This is a genomic window from Pseudomonas sp. OA65 (genome assembly GCF_017498305.1).
Taxonomy (GTDB): Bacteria; Pseudomonadota; Gammaproteobacteria; order Pseudomonadales; family Pseudomonadaceae; genus Aquipseudomonas; species Aquipseudomonas zanjanensis.
This window is the reverse complement of the sequence record NZ_JAGDEZ010000011.1, coordinates 42542-63155: the sequence shown is the minus strand read 5'-3', so window position 1 is coordinate 63155 and position 20614 is coordinate 42542. Positions and strand designations below refer to the sequence as shown.

The 20614-nt window shown below is 63.1% G+C and carries 19 protein-coding genes; 8 read left to right on the top strand and 11 right to left on the bottom strand.

Annotated elements, in window-relative coordinates; genetic code table 11:
- Positions 1 to 10 precede the first annotated feature (10 nt).
- Entirely contained in the window at positions 11 to 1399 is a 1389-nt protein-coding gene (locus J3361_RS11875) for a PLP-dependent aminotransferase family protein (protein WP_207964765.1), read from the bottom strand.
- A gap of 195 nt (positions 1400 to 1594) precedes the next feature.
- Positions 1595 to 2356 carry an SDR family oxidoreductase gene (locus J3361_RS11870; RefSeq protein ID WP_207964764.1) on the bottom strand — a complete coding sequence of 254 codons (762 nt, stop codon included), beginning with the start codon at positions 2354 to 2356 and terminating at the stop codon, positions 1595 to 1597.
- A gap of 226 nt (positions 2357 to 2582) precedes the next feature.
- On the opposite strand from J3361_RS11870, the gene J3361_RS11865 reads away from it, so the two are divergent.
- Positions 2583 to 3587: an NADP-dependent oxidoreductase gene (locus tag J3361_RS11865; RefSeq protein WP_207964763.1), complete on the top strand. Its 1005-nt coding sequence runs from the start codon at positions 2583 to 2585 to the stop codon at positions 3585 to 3587.
- Positions 3588 to 3743: 156 nt separating this feature from the next.
- Here J3361_RS11865 and pyrF read toward each other — a convergent pair whose 3' ends face one another.
- Positions 3744 to 4442 carry an orotidine-5'-phosphate decarboxylase gene (pyrF, locus tag J3361_RS11860; RefSeq protein WP_207964762.1) on the bottom strand — a complete coding sequence of 233 codons (699 nt, stop codon included), beginning with the start codon at positions 4440 to 4442 and terminating at the stop codon, positions 3744 to 3746.
- Between the two features lie 292 nt (positions 4443 to 4734).
- Here pyrF and J3361_RS11855 point away from each other — a divergent pair, with 292 nt between their 5' ends.
- A complete protein-coding gene (locus tag J3361_RS11855) occupies positions 4735 to 5481 on the top strand; it encodes a response regulator transcription factor (protein ID WP_207964761.1) in 747 nt (248 codons plus the stop codon).
- Positions 5481 to 6527 (top strand): HAMP domain-containing sensor histidine kinase, encoded by a 1047-nt coding sequence (locus tag J3361_RS11850; protein WP_207964760.1) that lies wholly within the window; start codon positions 5481 to 5483, stop codon positions 6525 to 6527. The genes J3361_RS11855 and J3361_RS11850 overlap by 1 nt, the downstream gene beginning before the upstream one ends.
- 374 nt (positions 6528 to 6901) lie before the next feature.
- Here the strand turns inward: J3361_RS11850 and J3361_RS11845 are convergent, their stop codons facing one another.
- The 8 genes from J3361_RS11845 to J3361_RS11810 all read right to left on the bottom strand — a co-directional run bounded on the left by J3361_RS11845 (position 6902) and on the right by J3361_RS11810 (position 13255).
- The gene (locus J3361_RS11845) at positions 6902 to 7939 is read right to left on the bottom strand and encodes an AI-2E family transporter (RefSeq protein WP_207964759.1); all 1038 of its coding nucleotides are present in this window, start codon (positions 7937 to 7939) and stop codon (positions 6902 to 6904) included.
- A gap of 64 nt (positions 7940 to 8003) precedes the next feature.
- Positions 8004 to 8822 carry a DUF4892 domain-containing protein gene (locus J3361_RS11840; RefSeq protein ID WP_243458841.1) on the bottom strand — a complete coding sequence of 273 codons (819 nt, stop codon included), beginning with the start codon at positions 8820 to 8822 and terminating at the stop codon, positions 8004 to 8006.
- Positions 8823 to 8951: 129 nt separating this feature from the next.
- On the bottom strand, positions 8952 to 9803 hold the full coding sequence (locus J3361_RS11835) for an alpha/beta hydrolase (RefSeq protein WP_207964758.1): 852 nt from the start codon (positions 9801 to 9803) through the stop codon (positions 8952 to 8954).
- Entirely contained in the window at positions 9800 to 10594 is a 795-nt protein-coding gene (locus J3361_RS11830) for an alpha/beta hydrolase (protein WP_207964757.1), read from the bottom strand. Before J3361_RS11830 ends, J3361_RS11835 begins: the two co-directional genes overlap by 4 nt.
- 276 nt (positions 10595 to 10870) lie before the next feature.
- Positions 10871 to 11314, bottom strand: coding sequence for a hotdog fold thioesterase (locus tag J3361_RS11825; RefSeq protein WP_207964756.1), 444 nt, complete (start codon positions 11312 to 11314; stop codon positions 10871 to 10873).
- A 97-nt stretch (positions 11315 to 11411) separates the two neighbouring features.
- A complete protein-coding gene (gene sixA / locus J3361_RS11820) occupies positions 11412 to 11855 on the bottom strand; it encodes a phosphohistidine phosphatase SixA (RefSeq protein WP_207964755.1) in 444 nt (147 codons plus the stop codon).
- Positions 11852 to 12199, bottom strand: a complete 348-nt coding sequence (locus J3361_RS11815; RefSeq protein ID WP_046063632.1) for a DUF4389 domain-containing protein — start codon at positions 12197 to 12199, stop codon at positions 11852 to 11854. The genes sixA and J3361_RS11815 overlap by 4 nt, the downstream gene beginning before the upstream one ends.
- A gap of 30 nt (positions 12200 to 12229) precedes the next feature.
- Positions 12230 to 13255 carry an NAD(P)H-dependent glycerol-3-phosphate dehydrogenase gene (locus J3361_RS11810; protein ID WP_053186346.1) on the bottom strand — a complete coding sequence of 342 codons (1026 nt, stop codon included), beginning with the start codon at positions 13253 to 13255 and terminating at the stop codon, positions 12230 to 12232.
- 199 nt (positions 13256 to 13454) lie between these two features.
- Here J3361_RS11810 and J3361_RS11805 point away from each other — a divergent pair, with 199 nt between their 5' ends.
- The 5 genes from J3361_RS11805 to fabB all read left to right on the top strand — a co-directional run bounded on the left by J3361_RS11805 (position 13455) and on the right by fabB (position 20411).
- Positions 13455 to 15578, top strand: a complete 2124-nt coding sequence (locus J3361_RS11805; protein WP_207964754.1) for a TonB-dependent receptor — start codon at positions 13455 to 13457, stop codon at positions 15576 to 15578.
- The gene (locus tag J3361_RS11800) at positions 15579 to 16511 is read left to right on the top strand and encodes an ABC transporter substrate-binding protein (protein ID WP_207964753.1); all 933 of its coding nucleotides are present in this window, start codon (positions 15579 to 15581) and stop codon (positions 16509 to 16511) included. It begins immediately after the preceding gene.
- Positions 16508 to 18415: an ATP-binding protein gene (locus J3361_RS11795; RefSeq protein WP_207964752.1), complete on the top strand. Its 1908-nt coding sequence runs from the start codon at positions 16508 to 16510 to the stop codon at positions 18413 to 18415. The genes J3361_RS11800 and J3361_RS11795 overlap by 4 nt, the downstream gene beginning before the upstream one ends.
- Positions 18416 to 18663: 248 nt before the next feature.
- Positions 18664 to 19179 carry a 3-hydroxyacyl-[acyl-carrier-protein] dehydratase FabA gene (fabA, locus tag J3361_RS11790; protein WP_003204400.1) on the top strand — a complete coding sequence of 172 codons (516 nt, stop codon included), beginning with the start codon at positions 18664 to 18666 and terminating at the stop codon, positions 19177 to 19179.
- Between the two features lie 11 nt (positions 19180 to 19190).
- Positions 19191 to 20411, top strand: a complete 1221-nt coding sequence (gene fabB, locus J3361_RS11785; RefSeq protein ID WP_207964751.1) for a beta-ketoacyl-ACP synthase I — start codon at positions 19191 to 19193, stop codon at positions 20409 to 20411.
- Positions 20412 to 20614 lie beyond the last annotated feature (203 nt).

Genomic DNA, 20614 nt, shown 5'->3' with positions numbered 1-20614 from the left:
TGCGTCGTTTTCAGGACACTTGAGGTCGATCCAGAGCTGCGGCCCGGAAAAACCCCTGCGCCCTGGGGTCACGGGCATAGGCCACATTGATTCGTAGCCAGTCGCTGTGTGCGCCCGAAGGGCTGAAGGCCGTAGGCGAAGACAGCTGCACACCGAATCGCTTGGCCAGGCGCTGTAATCCAGCGTAGTCATTGATCGGTGGTCTTGCCCAGACGAAAAACCCACCGGTCGGTTTGCCAAAGAGCTCCCAGTCGGCATCCTCCAGTACCTGCAACAGCGCTGCCGTATCGACGCCCAAACGCTGGCGCTGGCGCTGGACCAGCTTGCGATAGGCGCCATTGGCCAGGAGATTGGCAAGGACCGATTCACAGAACCGCGACCCGCCCATGCTGGTAATCCCCTTGACCTCGCTCAGGCGCGCGATGACTGACGGCGCGGCCACGACAAACCCGACACGTAACGAACTGCTCAACGTTTTCGAGAAACTGCCCACGTAGACCACCTCGGCATCCAGCGCCGCCAGCCGGGTCCGCGCCGAATTCTGGAAATCGCCATAGGCGTCGTCTTCGATCACCAATACGGCGTGTTGCTTCGTCAATTGCAACAAGCGTTGGGCCACGGCCGGGGCCAGGCTGCTACCGGTCGGGTTGTGGCAGGCGCTGTTGACGAACAACGCACTGGGCCGGTGCGTCTCCAACAGGTCCTGCAGCGCATCGACGTCCGGGCCGCGCGGAGTCCTGGGCAGTTCGATCATGTCGATCTTGTGCAACCTGAGCAGGTCGAACAGGCTTGAATAGCCAGGGCTCTCCACCACCACGCAGGCGCCCGGCTGCAACAGCGTCCGCACGATCAGGTCCAATCCATGGGTGGCCCCGGTGGTGGTCAGGACCTGATTTTTATCGGCCTCGATATTGAATTGCTTCAGGCGCCTGGACAACTGATCACGCAGGGCAGGCAGCCCCAGCGGCGTGCTGTAGTTGAACAACCCCGCCATATCGGTGCGGGTGACCTGCCGGATCGCATAACCCAGGTCATCGCTTTCACGCCAACTCTCAGGCAACCCACCACACCCCAGCTCCAACGCCCATTGCGACGCATCACCGCCCTCGGCGAGTGTGTCCTGCCGCCGATTCGGGTCGGTGGACGCGCGTACGGGCACAGACGCTGGCGCGACAAAAAAGCTGGAACCATGCCGGGACGCCAGCAGGCCTTGGGCAACCAGACGCTCACACGCTTCATTGACGCTGGACTGGCTGAGCAGGTTCTGCCGCGCCAGTTGGCGCACGGACGGCAGGCGAGTCCCCGGTTGCACCGCATCCTGTCGGATCCAGCCGGTCAGCGCGTCGACGATTTGCTGCACGACAGGCACCAAGGCCTGTCGGTCGATTCTCAACTCCATGAGTAACCAAGCTCCTAAGCGTTTGTTTTATTTCCGGAAACAGTTAAGCACAGGCCACCCCCGAGCGATGTACGACAAAGTCGCCAAAACCGCTGATTCTCACTCTTTGAAACACATTGATAGACCGTTTCCACCTCCCAAAGAAAAAGCCCGCAACCAGTGCGGGCTTCGTCCTACAAGCCAAGGGAAGCGTCCTCAGAACGCCGTGACCCCACCGTCCACCGCCAGGGAATGGCCGGTGGTGAACGCCGCACCGTCGCTGCACAGGTACAGCACGGCGCTGGCGATTTCCTCAACCTTGCCGATACGCCCCACCGGATGCATGGCGTTGGCGAACTCGCCTTTTTTCGGGTCCGCCTCATAGGCACGACGGAACATGTCGGTGTCGATCACCGCCGGACAGACCGCGTTCACGCGGATCTTCTTCTTGGCGTATTCGATGGCGGCCGATTTGGTCAAGCCGATCACGGCGTGCTTGGAGGCGGCATAGATGCTCATTTTCGGCGCTGCGCCCAGGCCGGCCACCGAGGCCGTATTGACGATAGCGCCGCCGCCCTGGGCCAGCAGCAAAGGCAACTGATACTTCATGCACAACCAGACGCCCTTCACATTGACCCCCATGATCGCGTCGAACTCATCAAGGGTGCCGTCGGCCAACTTGCCCTTCTCGATCTCGATCCCGGCATTGTTGAAGGCGTAGTCAAGGCGACCGTAGGTCTTGATCACCTCGTCCATCAGCTGCTGCACCTCATTTTCCAGCGTGACATTGCAGCGCACGAACACCGCGTCGCCGCCCGCATCACGAATCGCCTGCACCGTACCCTCGCCACCGGCCACGTCCAGATCGGCCACCACTACTTTCAGGCCCTCTGCCGCGAAGGCCTGAGCGGTAGCGCGGCCAATGCCAGCGGCGGCGCCCGTGACCACGGCGACCTGTCCGGAAAACGTCATGCTCATTGTCAGTTCCTCGAAGAATGCGGGAGATGACGCCAGTCTAATCACAGGTCCCGAGGCCGCGGCAGCACTATCCAACTGCCGTTTGAGCATTCATGGGCGCCAGTGATAAGGCCCCTGGGCGAACTATCACTGTGTTGGATCGAACTGCATTCGCTGTATCGGCAAACCTTGCGGCAAACGCGTCGAAGGTCTATCAACAAGACTTCATTCATCTTGAGTGCCAACCATGACCGTCCAGACCAATCGCCAGTTCCTGCTCGCCAAACGCCCGGTAGGCGCCGCGACCCGCGAGACGTTCACCTATCAGCAAGTCCCGGTGGGCGAACCGGCAGCCGGCCAGATCCTGGTGAAAAACGAATACCTGTCCCTGGACCCGGCCATGCGCGGTTGGATGAACGAGGGCAAATCCTATATCCCGCCGGTCGGCATCGGTGAAGTGATGCGGGCATTGGGTGTCGGCCAGGTGATTGCCTCGAACAACCCGGGGTTCGCGGTCGGGGACTACGTCAACGGGGCCTTGGGAGTGCAGGATTATTTCCTCGGCGAGCCAAGAGGTTTCTACAAGGTCGATCCGAAACTGGCGCCGCTGCCACGTTACCTGTCCGCCCTGGGCATGACCGGCATGACCGCCTACTTCGCCCTGCTGGACGTCGGCGCGCCCAAGGCCGGCGAGACCGTGGTGCTGTCCGGCGCCGCCGGTGCGGTGGGGAGCATTGCCGGACAGATCGCCAAGCTCAAAGGCTGTCGCGTGGTGGGCATTGCCGGCGGCGCCGACAAATGCAAATTCCTGGTGGATGAACTGGGCTTCGACGGCGCCATTGACTACAAGAACGAAGACGTCCACGCCGGCCTCAAGCGCGAATGCCCCAAAGGCGTGGACGTATATTTCGACAACGTCGGAGGCGACATCCTCGATGCCGTGCTCAGCCGCCTGAACCTCAAGGCCCGCGTGGTGATCTGCGGCGCCATCAGCCAGTACAACAACAAGGAAGCGGTGAAAGGCCCGGCCAACTACCTGTCGTTGCTGGTCAACCGGGCACGCATGGAAGGGTTCGTGGTCATGGACTACGCCTCGCAGTTCGCTGCCGCCGGGCAGGAAATGGCCGGCTGGATGGCCAAGGGGCAGCTCAAGAGCAAGGAAGACATCGTCGAAGGGCTGGAGACCTTCCCTGAGACGCTGACCAAGTTGTTCAGCGGGGAGAATTTCGGGAAGCTTGTGCTCAAGGTCTGACACAAAGCGAATGTGGAGTTGGCCCTCAAGGCCTGACACGAAACAACTGTGGGAGCGGGCTTGCTCGCGAGGGCGGAGTGTCAGGCTCCATTCATGCCTGCTGACCCACCGCATTCGCGAGCAAGCCCGCTCCCACAAGGAGTTTTCAGTGTTTGATCAGGCCAGTTCGGCCACTACCGCCGCCAAGGCCTTGGCCGGATCGGCGGCCTGGCTGATCGGGCGACCGATCACCAGGTAGTCGGAGCCGGCATCCAGCGCCTGACGCGGGGTCAGGATGCGCCGCTGGTCGTCCTGGGCGCTGCCCGCCGGACGAATCCCCGGAGTCACCAATTGCAGCGTCGGGTGGGCGGCTTTCAGCGCGCCGGCTTCCAGGGCCGAACAGACCAGACCGTCCAGGCCGGCCTTCTGCGCCAGCGCCGCCAAGCGCAGCACCTGCTCTTGAGGCTCGATGTCCAGGCCGATCCCGGCCAAGTCCTCGCGCTCCATGCTGGTCAGCACCGTCACGCCGATCAGCAACGGTTTCGGCCCGCTGCGCTGATCCAGCACTTCACGGCACGCCGCCATCATGCGCAGGCCACCGGAGCAATGCACGTTGACCATCCACACGCCCATCTCCGCAGCCGCCTTGACGGCCATGGCGGTGGTGTTGGGAATATCATGGAATTTCAGGTCCAGGAACACTTCGAAACCCTTGTCACGCAAGGTCCCGACAATTTCCGAAGCGCAACTGGTGAACAGTTCCTTACCGACTTTGACCCGGCAAAGCGCGGGGTCCAACTGGTCCGCCAGCTTCAGGGCGGCGTCACGGGTGGGGAAATCCAGGGCGACGATGATGGGCGTCTGGCAGGCGGACATGAGCGGGCTCTCAGGCAAGTCGAAATCGGCGCGCATTGTAGCGGAACGAGCGCCCGTGCGGGACCCGATGATCGGTAAATCTCACCGCGTCCCCGGGACAACATGGACAATACCGACTTTTGTGTCGAAGCCGATACAGACATGACATGCGCACAACACGTCGCCACGCTACCGTCCGCCGCCGCAACCCGCTCTTTCAGCGCTTCACGCCTCGCGGCACGACGCCTATGCTGAAGCCTCAACCTCGCCGCCTTCTTTGTGGTTGGCAGCCCACCTGGCAGATGATGCATCCATGCAGAACACCCCTGTTGCAAATTCTGACACCCAAGATGACAAGCGCTGGAGCACCCGCGCACTGATCGTCGATGACGACGTGCCGATCCGCGAATTGCTGATCGATTACCTGGCCCGCTTCAGCATTCGGGCCAGCGGCGTGACCGATGGTGCGGCCATGCGCCAGGCGATGAAGGCCGAGCACTTCGACGTGGTCGTGCTCGACCTGATGCTGCCGGGTGAGGACGGCTTGCAGTTGTGCCGCTGGTTGCGCGCCGAATCGGACATCCCGATCCTGATGCTCACCGCCCGCTGCGAACCCACCGACCGCATCATCGGCCTGGAACTGGGGGCCGATGACTACATGGCCAAGCCGTTCGAGCCCAGGGAACTGGTGGCGCGCATCCAGACGATCTTGCGTCGGGTGCGCGACGACCGCAGCGAGCAGCGGGCCAATATTCGTTTCGACAACTGGCGGCTCAATAGCGTGCTGCGCCAACTGATCTCGGCCGACGGGCTGGTGGTGCCACTGTCCAATGCCGAGTTCCGCCTGTTGTGGGTCTTCATCGAACGACCGCGCCGGGTGCTCAGCCGCGAACAACTGCTGGATGCGGCCCGTGGTCGCTCTATCGAAGCGTTCGACCGCAGCATCGACTTGCTCGTGTCACGCCTGCGCCAAAAGCTGGGCGACGACCCCAAGGCCCCGCAATTGATCAAGACCGTACGCGGTGAGGGTTATTTGTTCGACGCCCGGGACATCGGTTGATGCGATTGCGCCTGGACTCCTTGTTCGGTCGCCTGTTTGGCGTGCTGCTGCTGGCGATTGTCCTGGCGCATCTGTTGGCCTTTGCCTGGTTTTTCCATTACGACCAACCGCCACCTCCCGGGCCGCCGCCTGGAATGAGCCAGCAAGGCGACGGTACCCCGCGCTTCGAGCCGCCCCCCAACCGCCGTTCACGCCCCTGGTTCGGCGGCCCGGTGGTGCCGCTGACGTTTCAATTCGTGTGCCTGATCATCGCGGCCTGGTACGGCGCCAAGCTTCTGACCCGACCGATCCAGCGCCTGAGCGATGCCGCCGAGCGCCTGAGTGAGAATCTCGACAGCCCGCCGCTGGAGGAAAACGGCCCTCGTGAGGCACGGCAGGCGGCCCATACGTTCAACCTGATGCAGCAACGGATCCGCGAGCAGGTGCAGCAGCGTTCGCGCATGCTCGGCGCGGTGTCCCATGACCTGCGCACACCGCTTTCGCGGCTCAAGCTGCGCCTGGAGCAGATCGATGACGTCAAGCTGCAAGGCCAGATGCGCCAGGACCTGGACGACATGATCGGCATGCTCGATGCCACCCTGACCTACTTGCACGAACAGCGCACCAGTGAAGCGCTGCAATGGATGGACGTGCAGGCCTTGGCCGAATCATTGAGCGAAAACGCCCAGGACCAGGGCTCGGATGTGCAGGTCAGCGGGACCTGCGCGCCGCTGCAGGTGCAACCGATGGCACTGCGCTCGTGCCTCAACAACCTCATCGACAATGCCCTGCGCTACGCCGGCCATGCCTTGATTACCTTGCAAGACCAGCAACACCAGGTACTGATCCGGGTCATCGACCACGGCCCCGGTATTGCTGCGGACAAGCGCGAGGCGGTGTTCGAACCCTTTTTCCGCCTGGAAGGTTCGCGCAATCGCAACTCCGGCGGTGTTGGCCTGGGCATGACCATCGCCCGGGAAGCCACCGAACGCCTGGGTGGGCAGTTGAGCCTGGAAGAAACGCCGGGCGGTGGGTTGACGGCGGTGATCTGCTTGCCTCGTCCCTAAGCCCGCTTATCTTTCCTGTGGGAGCTTGCTCGCGATGAGGCCCTGTCAGCCAACATCGATATTGACTGACATACCGCTGTCGCGAGCAAGCTCGCTCCCACAGGGGCGGCGTTGATCTGAAGGCTTTGTGGAGCCTGGGCCAGCATTGATCTGGAGGCTTGTGGAGCCTGATGGGCCAGCATTGATCTGGAGGCTTTGTGAAGCCTGATGGGTCGGCGATCACCCTGTGGCGAGGGAGCTTGCTCCCGCTGGGCTGCGCAGCAGCCCTGAAACCAGGCACTGCGGAGTATCAGGCTGACCGAGGTATTGGTTTGGGGTCGCTTCGCAACCCAGCGGGAGCAAGCTCCCTCGCCACAAGGTGCTCGGCATTCAAACTACCGCGCCTGGCTTTTGCTCCAGTCCGTCAACAGGCTGTACGCCACCGCCAGTAGGGTCGGGCCGATGAATAGGCCGATGAAACCGAAGGCGATCAACCCGCCGAACACTCCCAACAGCACAATGACCAGGGGCAGGTTGCCGCCACGGCTGATCAGGTAGGGTTTTAGCACGTTGTCCACGCCACTGATGATGAACGTGCCCCAGATGCCGAGGAACACCGCCATCCCGTATTCGCCCTTCCACACCAGCCACGCCGTGGCGGGGATCCAGACCAAGGGTGGCCCCATGGGAATCAGGCTCAGCAGGAACGTGACGATCCCCAGCACCAATGCCCCCGGCACCCCGGCGATCAGGAAACCGATCAGCGCCAGCACGGCCTGGGCCGCCGCGGTGCCGATCACGCCGTTGACCACCCGTTGCACCGTACCGGCCACCAGTTCGATGTAGTAACCGGCACGGTCGCCGATCAGACGTTCCAGCAGCCCATGGACGAACACCGCCAGACGCGGGCCATCACGATAGAAAAAGAACACGAACACGATGCTCAGGGTCAGTTCGAGTATGCCCCCGCCGATCTGCGCGCTACGTGCCAGCAGCCAGTTGCCGACCTGTCCCAGGTACGGCCTGATGGACACCATCATGGCCGCGCCCTGCTGGTCGATGCTGTTCCAGATGCCGACCAGTCGTGCGCCCACCAGCGGCACGCCCGCCAGCCAGTCGGGCGCTTCGGGTAAGCCGTCGACCTGCACATCCCTGATGAAGGCCGTGGCATCGCGCACATGGTCGGCCAGGTTGAAACCCAGCCACACCAGTGGCACCGCCACCAAGAGCATCCAGCCCACCGTCAACAAGGCCGCCGCCAGGGATTCGCGGCCATTGACCCAGCGGGTCAGCAGGCGCATCAACGGCCAACTGGCGAACGCCAGCACCGCGCCCCAGAACAGCGCCGACCAGAACGGCGCCATGACCCAGAGGCTTGCGCCGAACAACACCAGGAGCAGGATCTGCACCAACAGCCGATCGTTATTGAGCATGTAGGGTCTCGAAAAAATGAACAGGACCGAGACAGCGATGTGAATCCCGCTGCCCCGACACAGCTTAGCGCAGCAGTTCCAGGCGCAAGCCCACCGCCTCGCCGCTGGCGGCCTCCATGCGCGCCGCCCGGACGCCCTGGCCAGCCAGTGCCACACGCCAGTCCTCGGCCCGTGGACCGGCGATACCGACCCGCAGGCCCGTGTCCAGGTTCAGCGCCCGGGACAATAGACGCAACCAGGTATCGTCCGGCTCACCGGCAAGACGCGGCAAGTCCAGGACGCCGGTGTCCTTGAGCTGGCGCAACAGCGTGGCCGATGTCGGCAGCAAGTTCCCCAGCGCGGCGTTCGCCTCGAACTGCTCGACATGCAGGTAGGCCTTGCGATTGCCGCGGGTGATGGAATAAAGCGCGATCAGCGTGTTGTCCGTCGGCGGCGCCAGGCGCAGCAGCAGGAAGGCTTGGCCGTTGTCGGCGCCATAGAGCTTGGCATTGCCGAAGACATCGTTGGCCCACAGGCTGCTTTCGCCACAATCACGGGCCTGGCACCAGAACAACAGCTCGGCGCCCTGTTTCTGCAACGCTTCGCGAGCCGCGGTAAAGGCTTGGGTGGCGGAATGTTCCGGCGGCAGTTCATAGGTGACCGACGTGACATTCCCACGGGCATCGACCTGGCCGTCAAAGCGCAACTGGCCGCTGATCTTGCGGATCGAGCCCATGGGGTAGACGCGCTCCAGGTCGCTGCCTTGCCGGTAATCGACGATCTGGGCATCGGGCATGCGCGGCACGCGTTCCAGGTCGCGACTGCCCGGCACATCGGCGGCGAACGACGCCGGGCTGAGGCAGGCCAGCGCCAGCAGGACGAGTGAGTGAATGGATAATTTCATCGGATCGGCTTGGCCTGGGAAGCGTGAACGCAACGGGCGTCGTCGATGCAATGCGAAGCTGGCAAACAGAGGTCTGTCATGGTTGTCTCCCTTTCAACCCGCCCAGCCTCGACAGTTGCCCGGCGCAAGTCAAGGAACGGTGAAGAACCGATTGAAACAGTCTGCTACAAGCCCGGCACCGACTTCGTCGTTCAGGTGCAGATGATGGCCGCCGGGCAACTGCTCATGACTGAAGGGTAGACGCTCCAGCAGCTCCGGGTGTTGACCAAGCATGCCGTCGGCCGCCACCACCAGATGCGCCGGACAAGCAACCCGGGCAACGAACGCCATGGCCTGCTCTTCGGTCAGGCGCAGGGGCGATGGCAGGGTCAGGCGATTGTCGGTGCGCCAGGTGTAGCCTCCCGGCACTGGCATCAGGCCGCGCAGGGCCAGCAACTCGGCAGCCTCGCGGCTGACCGCCACCAGCCCCTTCATGCGTGCTTCGATGGCTCGGTCGAGGGTTTTGTAGACCGGCTTGCGTTTTTGCTGCAAATCCAACTGGGCTTGCAGGGCCATGCCCATGCGTTCGGCCGCGTTATCGCCTTTGGCTGTAGGAGGAATCACCCCGTCGATCAGCCCCAGGTGCGTCACCCGTTCCGGCAGGGAACCCGCCAGCACCAGCGACACAATAGCGCCCATGGAATGCCCCAACAGGGCGAAACGCTTCAAACCCAGTTGTTCGGCCACTTGCAGCACATCGTGGGCATAGTCCCACAAGGCGTAGCCGGCACCCGGCGGCCGATGCCCGGAGTGACCGTGGCCGGCCATGTCCAGGGCGATCACCCGCAGCCCTTCGAGCCTGGGTGCCAGGCGGGCGAAGCTGTTGGCGTTGTCCAGCCAACCGTGCAGGGCAATCACCGGCAGCCCGTCTTCCGGGCCGAACAAGTGAGCCGCCAGTTCGATGTGAGGCAGGCTCAGGCGGACCTCTTCGACCACACTCATGCGCTGCGCCCTTCCCAGCGCTGGAAGAGGCTCTTGAGCAGGTTCGCCGTGTCTTGTGGACGTTCGAGGGGGAACATGTGACCGCCGGGCATGCTCAGGGATTCGCCATGGAGCATGCGTCCCACCGAACGAGTGTGATGCCGCATCACCACGCGACTCTGCCGGCCGCGCACCACGGCCAATGGCACCTTGAGCTTACGGGGACGACCAGGGCTGGTGTGCGGCACGCCGCGGTAAATACTGATTTCCGTGGCCGGGTCGAAGCGCAGCCGCAGCCGATCGCCGACTGGTTGCAGGCCGTGTTGCAGATAAGCGTCGAAGCAATCCGGGTCAAAACCGCGAAACAGTGTCTTGCCGGCGAAATACTGCCGGGCCGACTCCAAGTCGGCAAACTCCTCACGTCGCCCCAAGGTCCGGCCGGCCGGGGTCAGGCGATCGATGAATCCCAGGCGCTTGGCGGCCAGGATGACCCATTGATCAGTACGGGTCAGCACTGGCGAATCGAGCATGACCACGCCGCGATACAGCTCGGGGCAGCGCAGTGCCGCGTGCAGGTGCAGCACACCGCCCAGGGAGTGGCCGACGCCCCACACTGGCGCCGGTTGCTGTTCCAGGTGATGGATCAACTCGTCAACCAGGTTGTGCCAGTTGTCATCTACCGGAAAGCGCGGGTCATGGCCGTGCAATTCCAGGTGCGCAACCTGGTACTGCGGCGCCAGCGCGGCGAACAACTTGCCGTAGGTGGCCGAGGGAAAACCATTGGCGTGGGCGAAAAAAATCTGTTGCGACATGACAGCCGATCCATTGGGGAACTGCGGCAGATTGTCCGCAGAACCCGACGGCGCGGCAATGACCGTAACTGACAGGAATGATGACAGTCGGGCTTGGGCTATAGGCTTAGGAAACTGTGAGCACATACCCCATGTGGTGAGGAAATTTGTGGGAGCAAGGCTTGCCCGCGATGGCGGCGATGCGGTCTTACAAAAAATCGAGTCGCCTGTATCGCGGGCAAGCCTTGCTCCCACAGAAAAAAATCCTCGCCTGCGGATTGCGTCCAACTAATAGCCTCAACGCGCCGGTGGTTGCTCACCCAGCGGCACCACCGCCATGGTCAGGCGCGACACGCAATTGAGCTTGCCCTCGTCATTGACCAGGCGAATGTCCCAGACCTGTGTGGTACGGCCCAGGTGAACCATCCGGGCCGTGGCCGTTACCCGTCCGCTGCGCACACCGCGCAGGTGGTTGGCATTGATCTCCAGGCCCACGCAATAGAACTTGCTGGCATCGACACAGAGGTAGGCAGCCATGGACCCGACCGTTTCGGCCAGCACCACCGAAGCACCGCCGTGCAGCAGGCCGAATGGCTGGTGGGTACGTTGATCGACGACCATGCTGGCGGTCAGGGAGTCGTCGTCGAAGGACTCGAATCGAATGTCCAGCACTTCGCTGATGGTGTTTTTACCGGCGGCGTTCAGTTGCTCGATGTTGGGGGTGGTGCGCCACAGACTCATCGTTGCCCTTCCTGTGTGGTTTTTATTGCATTCAATCCTGCACAGCACTGTGGGAGCAAGGCTTGCCCGCGATGCAGACGCTGGGGTGGATCAGCTATTACAGGCGCTTGAGCTTCATTGCTCCGGCCAGCGGCATATCGCCTTCCAGCTTGGCCAGGCCAGCCGTTTGCACTTGCTCGGGTCGTTGCAGATGGCCGTGCTGCAGCAAGCCCAGGAGGCTGCCCACCAACGGGTTGTGGCTGACCAGCAGCACATCGTCCTGGTCCTCCAGATGCCTCAGGACCTCCGTCGGCCGGGTCTCCGGCGTGAGCCAATCGACGGTAATCAGTTCAGGTTCGAAACCCAGTGCTTCGCGCACCAGTTGCGCGGTCTGCTGGGCACGCACATAAGGGCTGGCATAGATGGCCCGCAATGGCTCGCCCATCAACCGACCAGCACTGAGCAACACCTCCTCGCGGCCATGCACCGTCAAGACCCGCTCCGGATCGGGACGGGCACCATGGGGCTCGGCCTCACCGTGACGCAACACCCACAACTTCATAGCTTCGGCTCCTCGTCCCGGACCGGATGCGGCGCCGGCGCCACGGCGTGAGGCGCTTCACCTTCCGGTGTGCGCGGGGTCGGCCAGTCCGCGAACGGCCAAGGCTTCTGGTCGCTGTGAAAGGTGCCGAAACGGCCGATCTGCGCCAGGAACTGACTCAGGCTGTCGCCGAAATTCATCAGGCTCGCGCTGGGCGCGCCGTAGATCAGCCGATAGATCAATTGCACCAGCACCACGGCGCCGAGGATGAACTGCGCCACCTGCCAGACCAGCAGGTAAATCACCATCCACAGCACACGCAGCAGGATGGATTCGTATTGGGGTTGTCCTTGCGGATCGTTCATGGCTCGCTCCTGCTTGCGGTCAATAGCGGTTCAGTTGAAGCCGCTGGTGGAAATGAAATCAACGTCGGTCTTCGGTTCGCCACGCATCAACAGCTCGATCACCTGCTCCAGCGTGCGCCCTTCGAACAGGATCGCGTGCAGCCCGGCGACCAGCGGCATGTACACCCCGGCCTCCTGGGACTTGGCCTTGAGCACCTTTAGAGTATTGACCCCTTCGGCCACTTCACCCAGGCGCGACACGGCCTCGTCAAGGCTCAAGCCTTGGCCGAGGGCAAAGCCGACCTGATAGTTGCGACTCTTGGGCGAGGAACAGGTGACGATCAGGTCGCCCACCCCGGCCAGTCCCAGGAAGGTCATCGGGTTGGCGCCCTGGCTGACGGCGAAGCGGGTCATTTCCGCCAGCGCGCGGGTGATCAGCATGCTCTTGGTGTTCTCGCCCATGCCCAGCGCCACCGCCATGCCGGCGATGATGGCATAGACGTTCTTCAGCGCACCGCCCAACTCCACCCCGAAACGGTCGGCACTGGCGTAGACCCGAAAGGTGCGGCCATGCAGTGCGGCCTGGACCTGTTGGCACAGTTCCTCATCCTCACTGGCGACCACCGTGGCGGTCAGCGCGTGCTCAGCGATTTCCCGCGCCAGGTTCGGGCCGGAAATCACACCGATCCGCGCCTTGGGGGCGATTTCTTCGAGAATCTCGCTCATCAGCTTGAACGTCTGGGCTTCGATGCCCTTGGTCAGGCTCACCAACAGCTTGCCACTCAAGCGCTCGGCGTGGGGGGCCAACACCGAACGCAAGGCGCTGGACGGCAAGGCGACGAAGAACAGGTCGCTACCCTCCAGGGTGGCCTGCAAGTCAGTCACCGGCACCACTTCCGGCCGGATCTTGATGCCCTTGAGGTAACGCGGGTTCTCGCGGTTGACCCGGATGGCCTCGGCCTGTTCCGGGTCACGCATCCACTGGCGCACCGGGTGGCCATTCTCGGCCAGCAGGTTAGCCACGGCGGTACCGAAACTCCCGCCCCCCAGGACCGCAATCGGGCGCTGTTCAGTCATATGCAATCCGTTCTTCCATACCAAGTGGCAATGCGGGGCATTATACGGAGCGGCCGGATGGCGACCAGCCCCGGAAACAATTACCGACTGCTGTAGGAAGCTGACCACCAATTCCTAGGAAAATGCTGTCAACGTGAATGGAAAAGTCGTTCAGCTCAGTTAACATGCCCGTCATCCGTCCATTCTCATAGGCTGTGCCGTGTCCGTTGGCCCTTCCCGCTCAGGTTCGTCCCTGCTCTTGGCACTGATCATCAGCCCGCCAGTGCTGGCCGACGACTTGTTCGTGGACAGCCAGCCCCTGCCCCAGGTGCTAACCGCCACGCGTCTGAAGCAATCGCCAGCGGCGGTGCCAGGCAGCATGACCGTGCTCGACAGCGAGCTGATCAAGGCCAGCGGCGCCCGGGACATCAGCGAGCTGCTGCGCCTGGTGCCGGGCATGATGGTCGGCAACATCACCGGCAACCAGGCCGCCGTGAACTACCACGGCACCAACGCCAGCGAAGCGCGGCGCATGCAAGTGCTGATCGACGGCCGCTCGGTGTACCGCGCCGGCCTGGCCACGGTGGACTGGAGCGATATCCCGGTGGCCATGGAAGACATCGAGCGGATCGAAGTCTTCCGCGGCCCCAACACCGTCAGCTATGGCGCCAACGCGCTGATGGCGGTGGTCAACATCATCACCCGCGCCCCGGCCGACAGCCATGGCACCCGACTGAAAATCACCCGGGGCCAGCGTGGCATCAGTGACTGGTACGCCAGCCAGGGCAGCGGCTGGGAAGGCGGCAACCTGCGGCTGTCGCTGTCCGGCCAGGAAGACGATGGCTTCGACATCGACCGCAACGGCGCCGATTACCGCGACAGCCGCCGCCTGAACCGCTTCAACCTGTCCGTCAGCCAGACCCTGGACGAACGGCAGAGCATCGACTGGCAATTGAACGCCAAGGACGGGACCAACCAGCGGCCTTACACCTACCGCCCCGTGTTCGCCGGGATTACTGCCGCTGGGGACAACTCCGACGTCATCGCCAAGGACTACGCCGGCTCACTGCGCTGGAACCTGGACCTGGACCCCAATCACAGCCTTTATGTGCAGGGCTCGATCCAGCACTGGGATCGCCAGCAGACCTGGCGCGCCTGTGACGCCGAAGTGTCCTTCAGCCCGCAACTGGCTGACCTGTGGCAACTCAACCCCAACTACGCCGAGAAGCTGGCGCGCAATATCCCCAGCTACATCGGCAGCGGTGCGCCAGCCGGCACCCCGCAGGAACAGGCACTGGCCAACCAGGTGCTCGACCAGTGGCGCAACGGCGCCTCGCAAACCCTGTGCGGCGACATCGACCAGAGCGCCCGGGAATCGCGCTACGACTTGGAGATCCAGGACACCCTGAGCCTGTCCGACAGCCTGCGACTGGTCACCGGCGCCAATTATCGCTACGACCGGGCCGACTCGGAGACGTACTTCAACGGCACCCTCGACGACACCACTTGGCGCCTGTTCGGCCAGCTTGAATGGCGAGCCACCGAGCATTGGCTGTTGCAGGGCGGCGCGATGTTCGAAGACACCCAACTGACCGGCAGCTCGCTGACCCCACGGGTCGCGGTCAACTACTTGATCACCCCTCGCCACGGCCTGCGGGCGGTGTACTCCGAAGCCGTGCGCTCGCCGGACATGTTCGAGAACAACGTCAACTGGAGTTATCAGGTCACCAACCTGCAGCCTGCCGCCTTCGGCCAGAGCAGCGCTCGTTACTTCGTCCAGACCCGCGGCCCGGGCAACCTTGAGCAAGAGCACATGCGCTCCCGGGAACTGGGCTACAACGGTTACTTCGTGGACCTGGGCCTGGCGGTCGATGTGAAACTGTTCCATGACGAAATCACCGGCATGATCAGCGAGCCGCTGCGCAACAATCAGTACATCGCCAGCAACGCCAACGAATCACAGTTCTCCGGGGTCGAGACCCAGTTCGACTGGCGCATGACCAGCGCCGACCGTTTGCGCCTGACCTATGCTTATGTAGACGCCCAGGCCAGCAACCCCCTCGACGAACAACTGACCGCCCGCAACAGCGGTTCGGCCGGCTGGCTACGGGATTGGGGCCAGGGCTGGAACAGTGCGCTGTTCTACTACGCCGCCAACGACCTCAACGGTTATCGCTTCGAACGGGTGGACACCCGCCTCGCCCGGCGCATCCCCCTGGGCAAGGCCAGCCTGGAACTGGCGGGCGTGCTGCAACAGCGCCTGGACAACCAGCCCATGACCTTCGTCGACAACCGCTACGACTCCCGCCATGTGGTGTACTTCAGCGCGGAGCTGTCGTTCTAGATGTCCCGCCACTCACCCCGCAAGACGCCATTTCATGGCCGCCTGACGCTGGCCTTGTGCCTGGTGTTTGCCGGCTGGCTGGCAACCCTCCAGGCCCGGGCCGCCGAGATCCTGTTGACCGGTGCCGAGGACAGCCCCGGCGTGCAGTCTTTCACCCAGGCCCTGAAAAACCTGCGTCCCGAAGACAGCGTGCGGTTTACGCCGCTGGCCGACCTGCCGGCGCCGGCCAAGTTGCCCGGCAACGTGCGCCTGATCCTGCTTGACCTGCCCAGCCTGGAGTGGCGCCTGCAAGACGCACGGGGCCCGGCCACCCTGGTCCTGCGCATCAGCCGCCAGCAAGCCCGCGACCGCCTGGGCGATGCGACGCCCGCGCACCTGAGCCTGCTGTGGAGCGATCCACCGATGGCGCGGCAGCTGCGGCTGATCCGCACCATCCTGCCGCAAGTGCGACGGGTCGGCGTGTTGTACGACGCCCACAGTGAGTTCCTGCTCAAGGACCTCCAACAGGCCGCAGCACCGCTGGGCCTGGTCATCGTCAGCGAACGTTGGGACGACACCAGCGACAGCCGTCCCCTGCAAAACCTGCTGGGCCAAAGCGATGTGCTGCTGGGCCTGGATGACCCCGATTTGTACAACCCCAAGACCGTGAAAAACCTGTTGCTCAGCAGCTACGCCCGGCAACGCGCGCTGATCGGGCCCAGCGCCGCATTCGTCAAGGCCGGCAGCCTGGCCAGCACCTACAGCGACCAACACGACTGGCTGGCGATTCTCGACGACCTGCTCGACCGCCCCGCCACGACCTGGCCGCGCACGCTGTACCCGGACCGCTTCAAAGTCCTGGGCAACCGGCAGGTCTCCCGCTCGCTGGGGATCGAACCGATTGACGCCGAATCCGTCGCGGCAACGTTGGCCGAAGGAGAACACCGCCCATGACCTTGCGTCGCCGTTGGGACATCAACACCCGCACCCAGCTCATCGCCCTCGGCCCGGCGTTGCTGCTGACCTTGCTGCTGATCAGTTTCTTTACCTTCGTGCGGATCCAGGACTTGCGCCAGGAGCTCAATCACACTGGGCAACTGATCGCCAACCAACTGGCCCCAGCCACGGAGTACGGGGTGATTTCCGGCAACAAAGAGGTACTGGAAAGCCTGCTCACCGCAACCCTGGCAACCCCGCACGTGCGCTTCCTGGAAGTCCAGGACAGCGCCGACAAGGTCCTGGTGTACGTCGAACAACCCGAGCAGGTCCACAGCCGCGCCCAGCAGATCGAAGTGTTCCAGGCCCCGGTGCGCCTGCAGCGCATCGCCCTGAACAATGATTTCCTGCAAGGCAACAGCACCGCCATGGAGGCGTCGGGAGAAGATTACCTGGGCCGCGTGATCGTCGGCATGTCCAGCGACGCCTTCAGCCAGCGGCAACAGGAGATCCTGTTCAAGGCCGCGATCCTGGCGTTGTTCGCCCTGCTGTTCACCTTCCTGGTGGCGCGTCGGCTGGCGACCAACCTGTCTCGGCCGATCCGCGACATCGGTAACGCGGTCAAGGCCATCCAGCAAGGCGACTACAGCACCCCGCTGCCCATCGTCGATGACGCCGAACTGGGGGCCTTGTCGCGGCACATCAACAACCTGGCCAGTGGCTTGGAACAGGCCAGCCGCGAACAGCAGCAGGCCATGGCGCAGTTGATCAAGACCCGCGAAGAAGCGGAAAAAGCCAACAGCGCCAAGTCCGAGTTCCTGGCGATGATGAGCCATGAGCTGCGCACGCCCATGAACGGCGTGCTGGGCATGTTGCAGTTGCTGGAAACCACCCGCATGACCGACGAACAGCACGAATACACGGCGCTGGCCTCGGAATCCACCGAACACCTGTTGAAGGTGATCAACGATATCCTCGACTTCTCGCGCATCGAACGCTCGGCCCTGGAACTGGAGCACATCCCGTTCAACCTCGCCGAACTGGTGGGCAGTTGCGCGCAGTCTTTCCAGCACAGCGCCGCGCAGCGCAAGCTGGGCCTGGACCTGCGGGTCCCGGACGACATGCAGGCCTTGCAGGTCCAGGGCGATCCGACACGGATCCGGCAGATCCTGGTGAACCTGATCGGCAACGCGCTGAAATTCACCGAGCAAGGCCGTGTCACCGTGCAATGCCAGTGGCAAGCCCTGGACCACGAACTGCTGTGGTTCACCTGCACGGTGCGCGACAGTGGCATCGGCATCCCCGCCGAGAGCCTGGAGCGCATGTTCGACGCCTTCCAGCAGGCCGACAGTTCAATTTCCCGGCGCTACGGCGGCACTGGCCTGGGCCTGCCGATCGCCCGCACCCTGGCCGAACGCATGGGCGGGACGCTGCGGGCCCAGAGCGAAGAAGGCCAAGGCTCGGTGTTCACTCTCGAGATCCCGCTGGCCCTGTCGCGCCAGACACCACCGACCCTGGCGCCGCGCCTGTCCACTGGCAGCGGCAGTGGCAGTGGCGAAGGCCGCAACGTGTTGCTGGTGGAAGACAATCCGGTCAACCAGACGGTGGTCGAAGCCATGCTGCGCAGCCTGGGCTTCACCGTCAGCATCGCCACCGATGGCGCCCAGGCCGTACGTAGCGCCGAAAGCCTGATTTTCGAAGCGATCCTCATGGATTGCCGATTGCCCATCATCGATGGCTACGAAGCCACGCGGCAGATCCGCCAGTTGCCGGGCTGCGACCAGGTGCCGATCATCGCCCTGACGGCCAACGCCTTGCAGGGCGACCGCGAAGCCTGCCTCGCGGCGGGCATGAACGATTACCTGGCCAAGCCGTTCAAAAGGAACGACCTGCAACAGATTCTGCAGCGCTGGGTGAATTAGAACAGCTCGCCAGACCATCTGTGACTGGCGTGAAAGGCGAAAGTGCGGCAGTCTTAGGCACCCGAACGAGCCTCGATTGGGGCTTGAATAAAAATTTCAGTGCACAGGTGTACATTCATTTCCCGTGTGCTGTGACTTTCACTACAACGCAATAGTCTATGAGTAGGCTGTCGATTCGAGGCATGAACGCTTCGATCGGCCGGGAAGATTTGCCCCACCCTGCCGCATGGGACTATTGAGGAGCTCGCATGACCAAACAAAACGCCTTTACCCGGGAAGATCTGCTGCGCTGCAGTCGCGGTGAGCTGTTCGGCCCAGGTAACGCGCAACTGCCCGCCCCGAACATGCTGATGGTGGATCGCATCACCCATATCAGCGAAGAGGGTGGCAAGTACGGCAAAGGTGAATTGGTCGCCGAGCTGGATATCACTCCAGACCTGTGGTTCTTCGCCTGCCACTTCGAAGGTGATCCGGTGATGCCGGGCTGCCTGGGCCTGGACGCCATGTGGCAACTGGTCGGTTTTTTCCTCGGCTGGCAAGGCCTGCCGGGTCGCGGTCGCGCCCTGGGTTCGGGCGAAGTGAAGTTCTTTGGTCAGGTCCTGCCGACCGCCAAGAAAATCACCTATAACATTCATATCAAACGCGTCCTCAAGGGCAAGCTGAACATGGCCATTGCCGATGGTTCGGTTGCCGTGGACGGTCGCGAGATCTACACCGCCGAAGGCCTTCGGGTCGGCGTTTTCACCTCCACTGACAACTTCTAAGGGTTATCCGCATGCGCCGCGTCGTTATCACTGGTCTGGGCATCGTTTCGTGCCTGGGCAATGACAAAGAGACCGTCTCCGCTAACCTGCGTGCAAGTCGCCCTGGCATCCGGTTCAACCCGGAATATGCCGAAATGGGTCTGCGTAGCCAGGTTTCCGGCTCCATTGACCTTCCCCTCGAAGAACTGATCGATCGCAAGATCTACCGTTTCGTCGGCCATGCGGCGGCCTACGCCTACCTGGCCATGAAGGACGCCATCGCTGACTCCGGCCTGACCGAAGAGCAGGTTTCCAACCCGCGCACCGGCCTGATCGCCGGCTCCGGCGGCGCCTCCACCTTGAACCAGATGGAAGCGCTGGACATCCTGCGCGAAAAAGGCGTCAAGCGTGTCGGCCCGTACCGCGTCACGCGGACCATGAGCAGCACCGTTTCGGCCTGCCTGGCCACGCCGTTCAAGATCAAGGGCCTGAACTACTCCATCGCTTCTGCCTGCGCCACCAGTGCCCACTGCATTGGTACCGCCATGGAACAGATCCAGATGGGCAAGCAGGACATCGTGTTCGCCGGCGGCGGTGAAGAAGAACATTGGAGCCAGTCGTTCCTGTTCGACGCCATGGGCGCCCTGTCCAGCAAGCGTAACGACACGCCAGAAAAAGCTTCCCGTGCCTACGATGCCGACCGTGACGGCTTCGTCATCGCTGGCGGCGGCGGCATGGTCGTGGTCGAGGAGCTGGAACACGCCCTGGCCCGTGGTGCGAAGATCTACGCGGAAATCGTCGGCTACGGCGCCACGTCCGATGGCTACGACATGGTCGCGCCAAGCGGCGAAGGTGCGGTGCGCTGCATGCAGATGGCCATGTCCACCGTCGATGCACCGATCGACTACCTGAACACCCACGGCACCTCGACCCCGGTCGGCGACGTCGCGGAAATGAAGGGTGTGCGCGAAGTGTTCGGCGACAAGGCCCCGGCCATCAGCTCCACCAAGAGCCTGTCGGGTCACTCCCTGGGCGCCGCCGGCGTTCACGAAGCGATCTACTGCATGCTGATGATGGAAGGCAACTTCATGGCAGGTTCGGCCAACATCGACGAGCTGGACCCGGAAGTGGCCGACCTGCCCATCCTGACCAAGACTCGCGAAAACGCCACCATCAACACCGTGATGAGCAACAGCTTCGGCTTCGGTGGCACCAACGCCACTCTGGTGATGAAGCGCTGGCAGGGCGCGTAGAAGCTGCCGCAGGCTGTAATCTTTTAAAGCGAAAGATCGCAGGCTTCGCCAGCTCCTACAGGAGCCAACAAAAAACGCCCCGGCTGGTTCGGGGCGTTTTTTTGTCCGGCGGATTGCCTAAACACCTTGTGGGAGCGGGCTTGCTCGCGAATGCGGTGGGTCAGACGGCACATTGCTAGCTGACACACCGCATTCGCGAGCAA

Coding starts and splice junctions, on each gene's coding strand:
- J3361_RS11850 (WP_207964760.1), top strand. CDS start 5,481: ATGCGATTGCGCCTGGACTCCTTGTTCGGTCGCCTGTTTGGCGTGCTG.
- J3361_RS11865 (WP_207964763.1), top strand. CDS start 2,583: ATGACCGTCCAGACCAATCGCCAGTTCCTGCTCGCCAAACGCCCGGTA.
- J3361_RS11815 (WP_046063632.1), bottom strand. CDS start 12,199: ATGAACGATCCGCAAGGACAACCCCAATACGAATCCATCCTGCTGCGT.
- sixA (WP_207964755.1), bottom strand. CDS start 11,855: ATGAAGTTGTGGGTGTTGCGTCACGGTGAGGCCGAGCCCCATGGTGCC.
- J3361_RS11830 (WP_207964757.1), bottom strand. CDS start 10,594: ATGTCGCAACAGATTTTTTTCGCCCACGCCAATGGTTTTCCCTCGGCC.
- J3361_RS11825 (WP_207964756.1), bottom strand. CDS start 11,314: ATGAGTCTGTGGCGCACCACCCCCAACATCGAGCAACTGAACGCCGCC.
- J3361_RS11875 (WP_207964765.1), bottom strand. CDS start 1,399: ATGGAGTTGAGAATCGACCGACAGGCCTTGGTGCCTGTCGTGCAGCAA.
- J3361_RS11855 (WP_207964761.1), top strand. CDS start 4,735: ATGCAGAACACCCCTGTTGCAAATTCTGACACCCAAGATGACAAGCGC.
- fabB (WP_207964751.1), top strand. CDS start 19,191: ATGCGCCGCGTCGTTATCACTGGTCTGGGCATCGTTTCGTGCCTGGGC.
- J3361_RS11835 (WP_207964758.1), bottom strand. CDS start 9,803: ATGAGTGTGGTCGAAGAGGTCCGCCTGAGCCTGCCTCACATCGAACTG.
- fabA (WP_003204400.1), top strand. CDS start 18,664: ATGACCAAACAAAACGCCTTTACCCGGGAAGATCTGCTGCGCTGCAGT.
- J3361_RS11795 (WP_207964752.1), top strand. CDS start 16,508: ATGACCTTGCGTCGCCGTTGGGACATCAACACCCGCACCCAGCTCATC.
- J3361_RS11840 (WP_243458841.1), bottom strand. CDS start 8,822: ATGAAATTATCCATTCACTCACTCGTCCTGCTGGCGCTGGCCTGCCTC.
- J3361_RS11870 (WP_207964764.1), bottom strand. CDS start 2,356: ATGAGCATGACGTTTTCCGGACAGGTCGCCGTGGTCACGGGCGCCGCC.
- J3361_RS11800 (WP_207964753.1), top strand. CDS start 15,579: ATGTCCCGCCACTCACCCCGCAAGACGCCATTTCATGGCCGCCTGACG.
- pyrF (WP_207964762.1), bottom strand. CDS start 4,442: ATGTCCGCCTGCCAGACGCCCATCATCGTCGCCCTGGATTTCCCCACC.
- J3361_RS11845 (WP_207964759.1), bottom strand. CDS start 7,939: ATGCTCAATAACGATCGGCTGTTGGTGCAGATCCTGCTCCTGGTGTTG.
- J3361_RS11810 (WP_053186346.1), bottom strand. CDS start 13,255: ATGACTGAACAGCGCCCGATTGCGGTCCTGGGGGGCGGGAGTTTCGGT.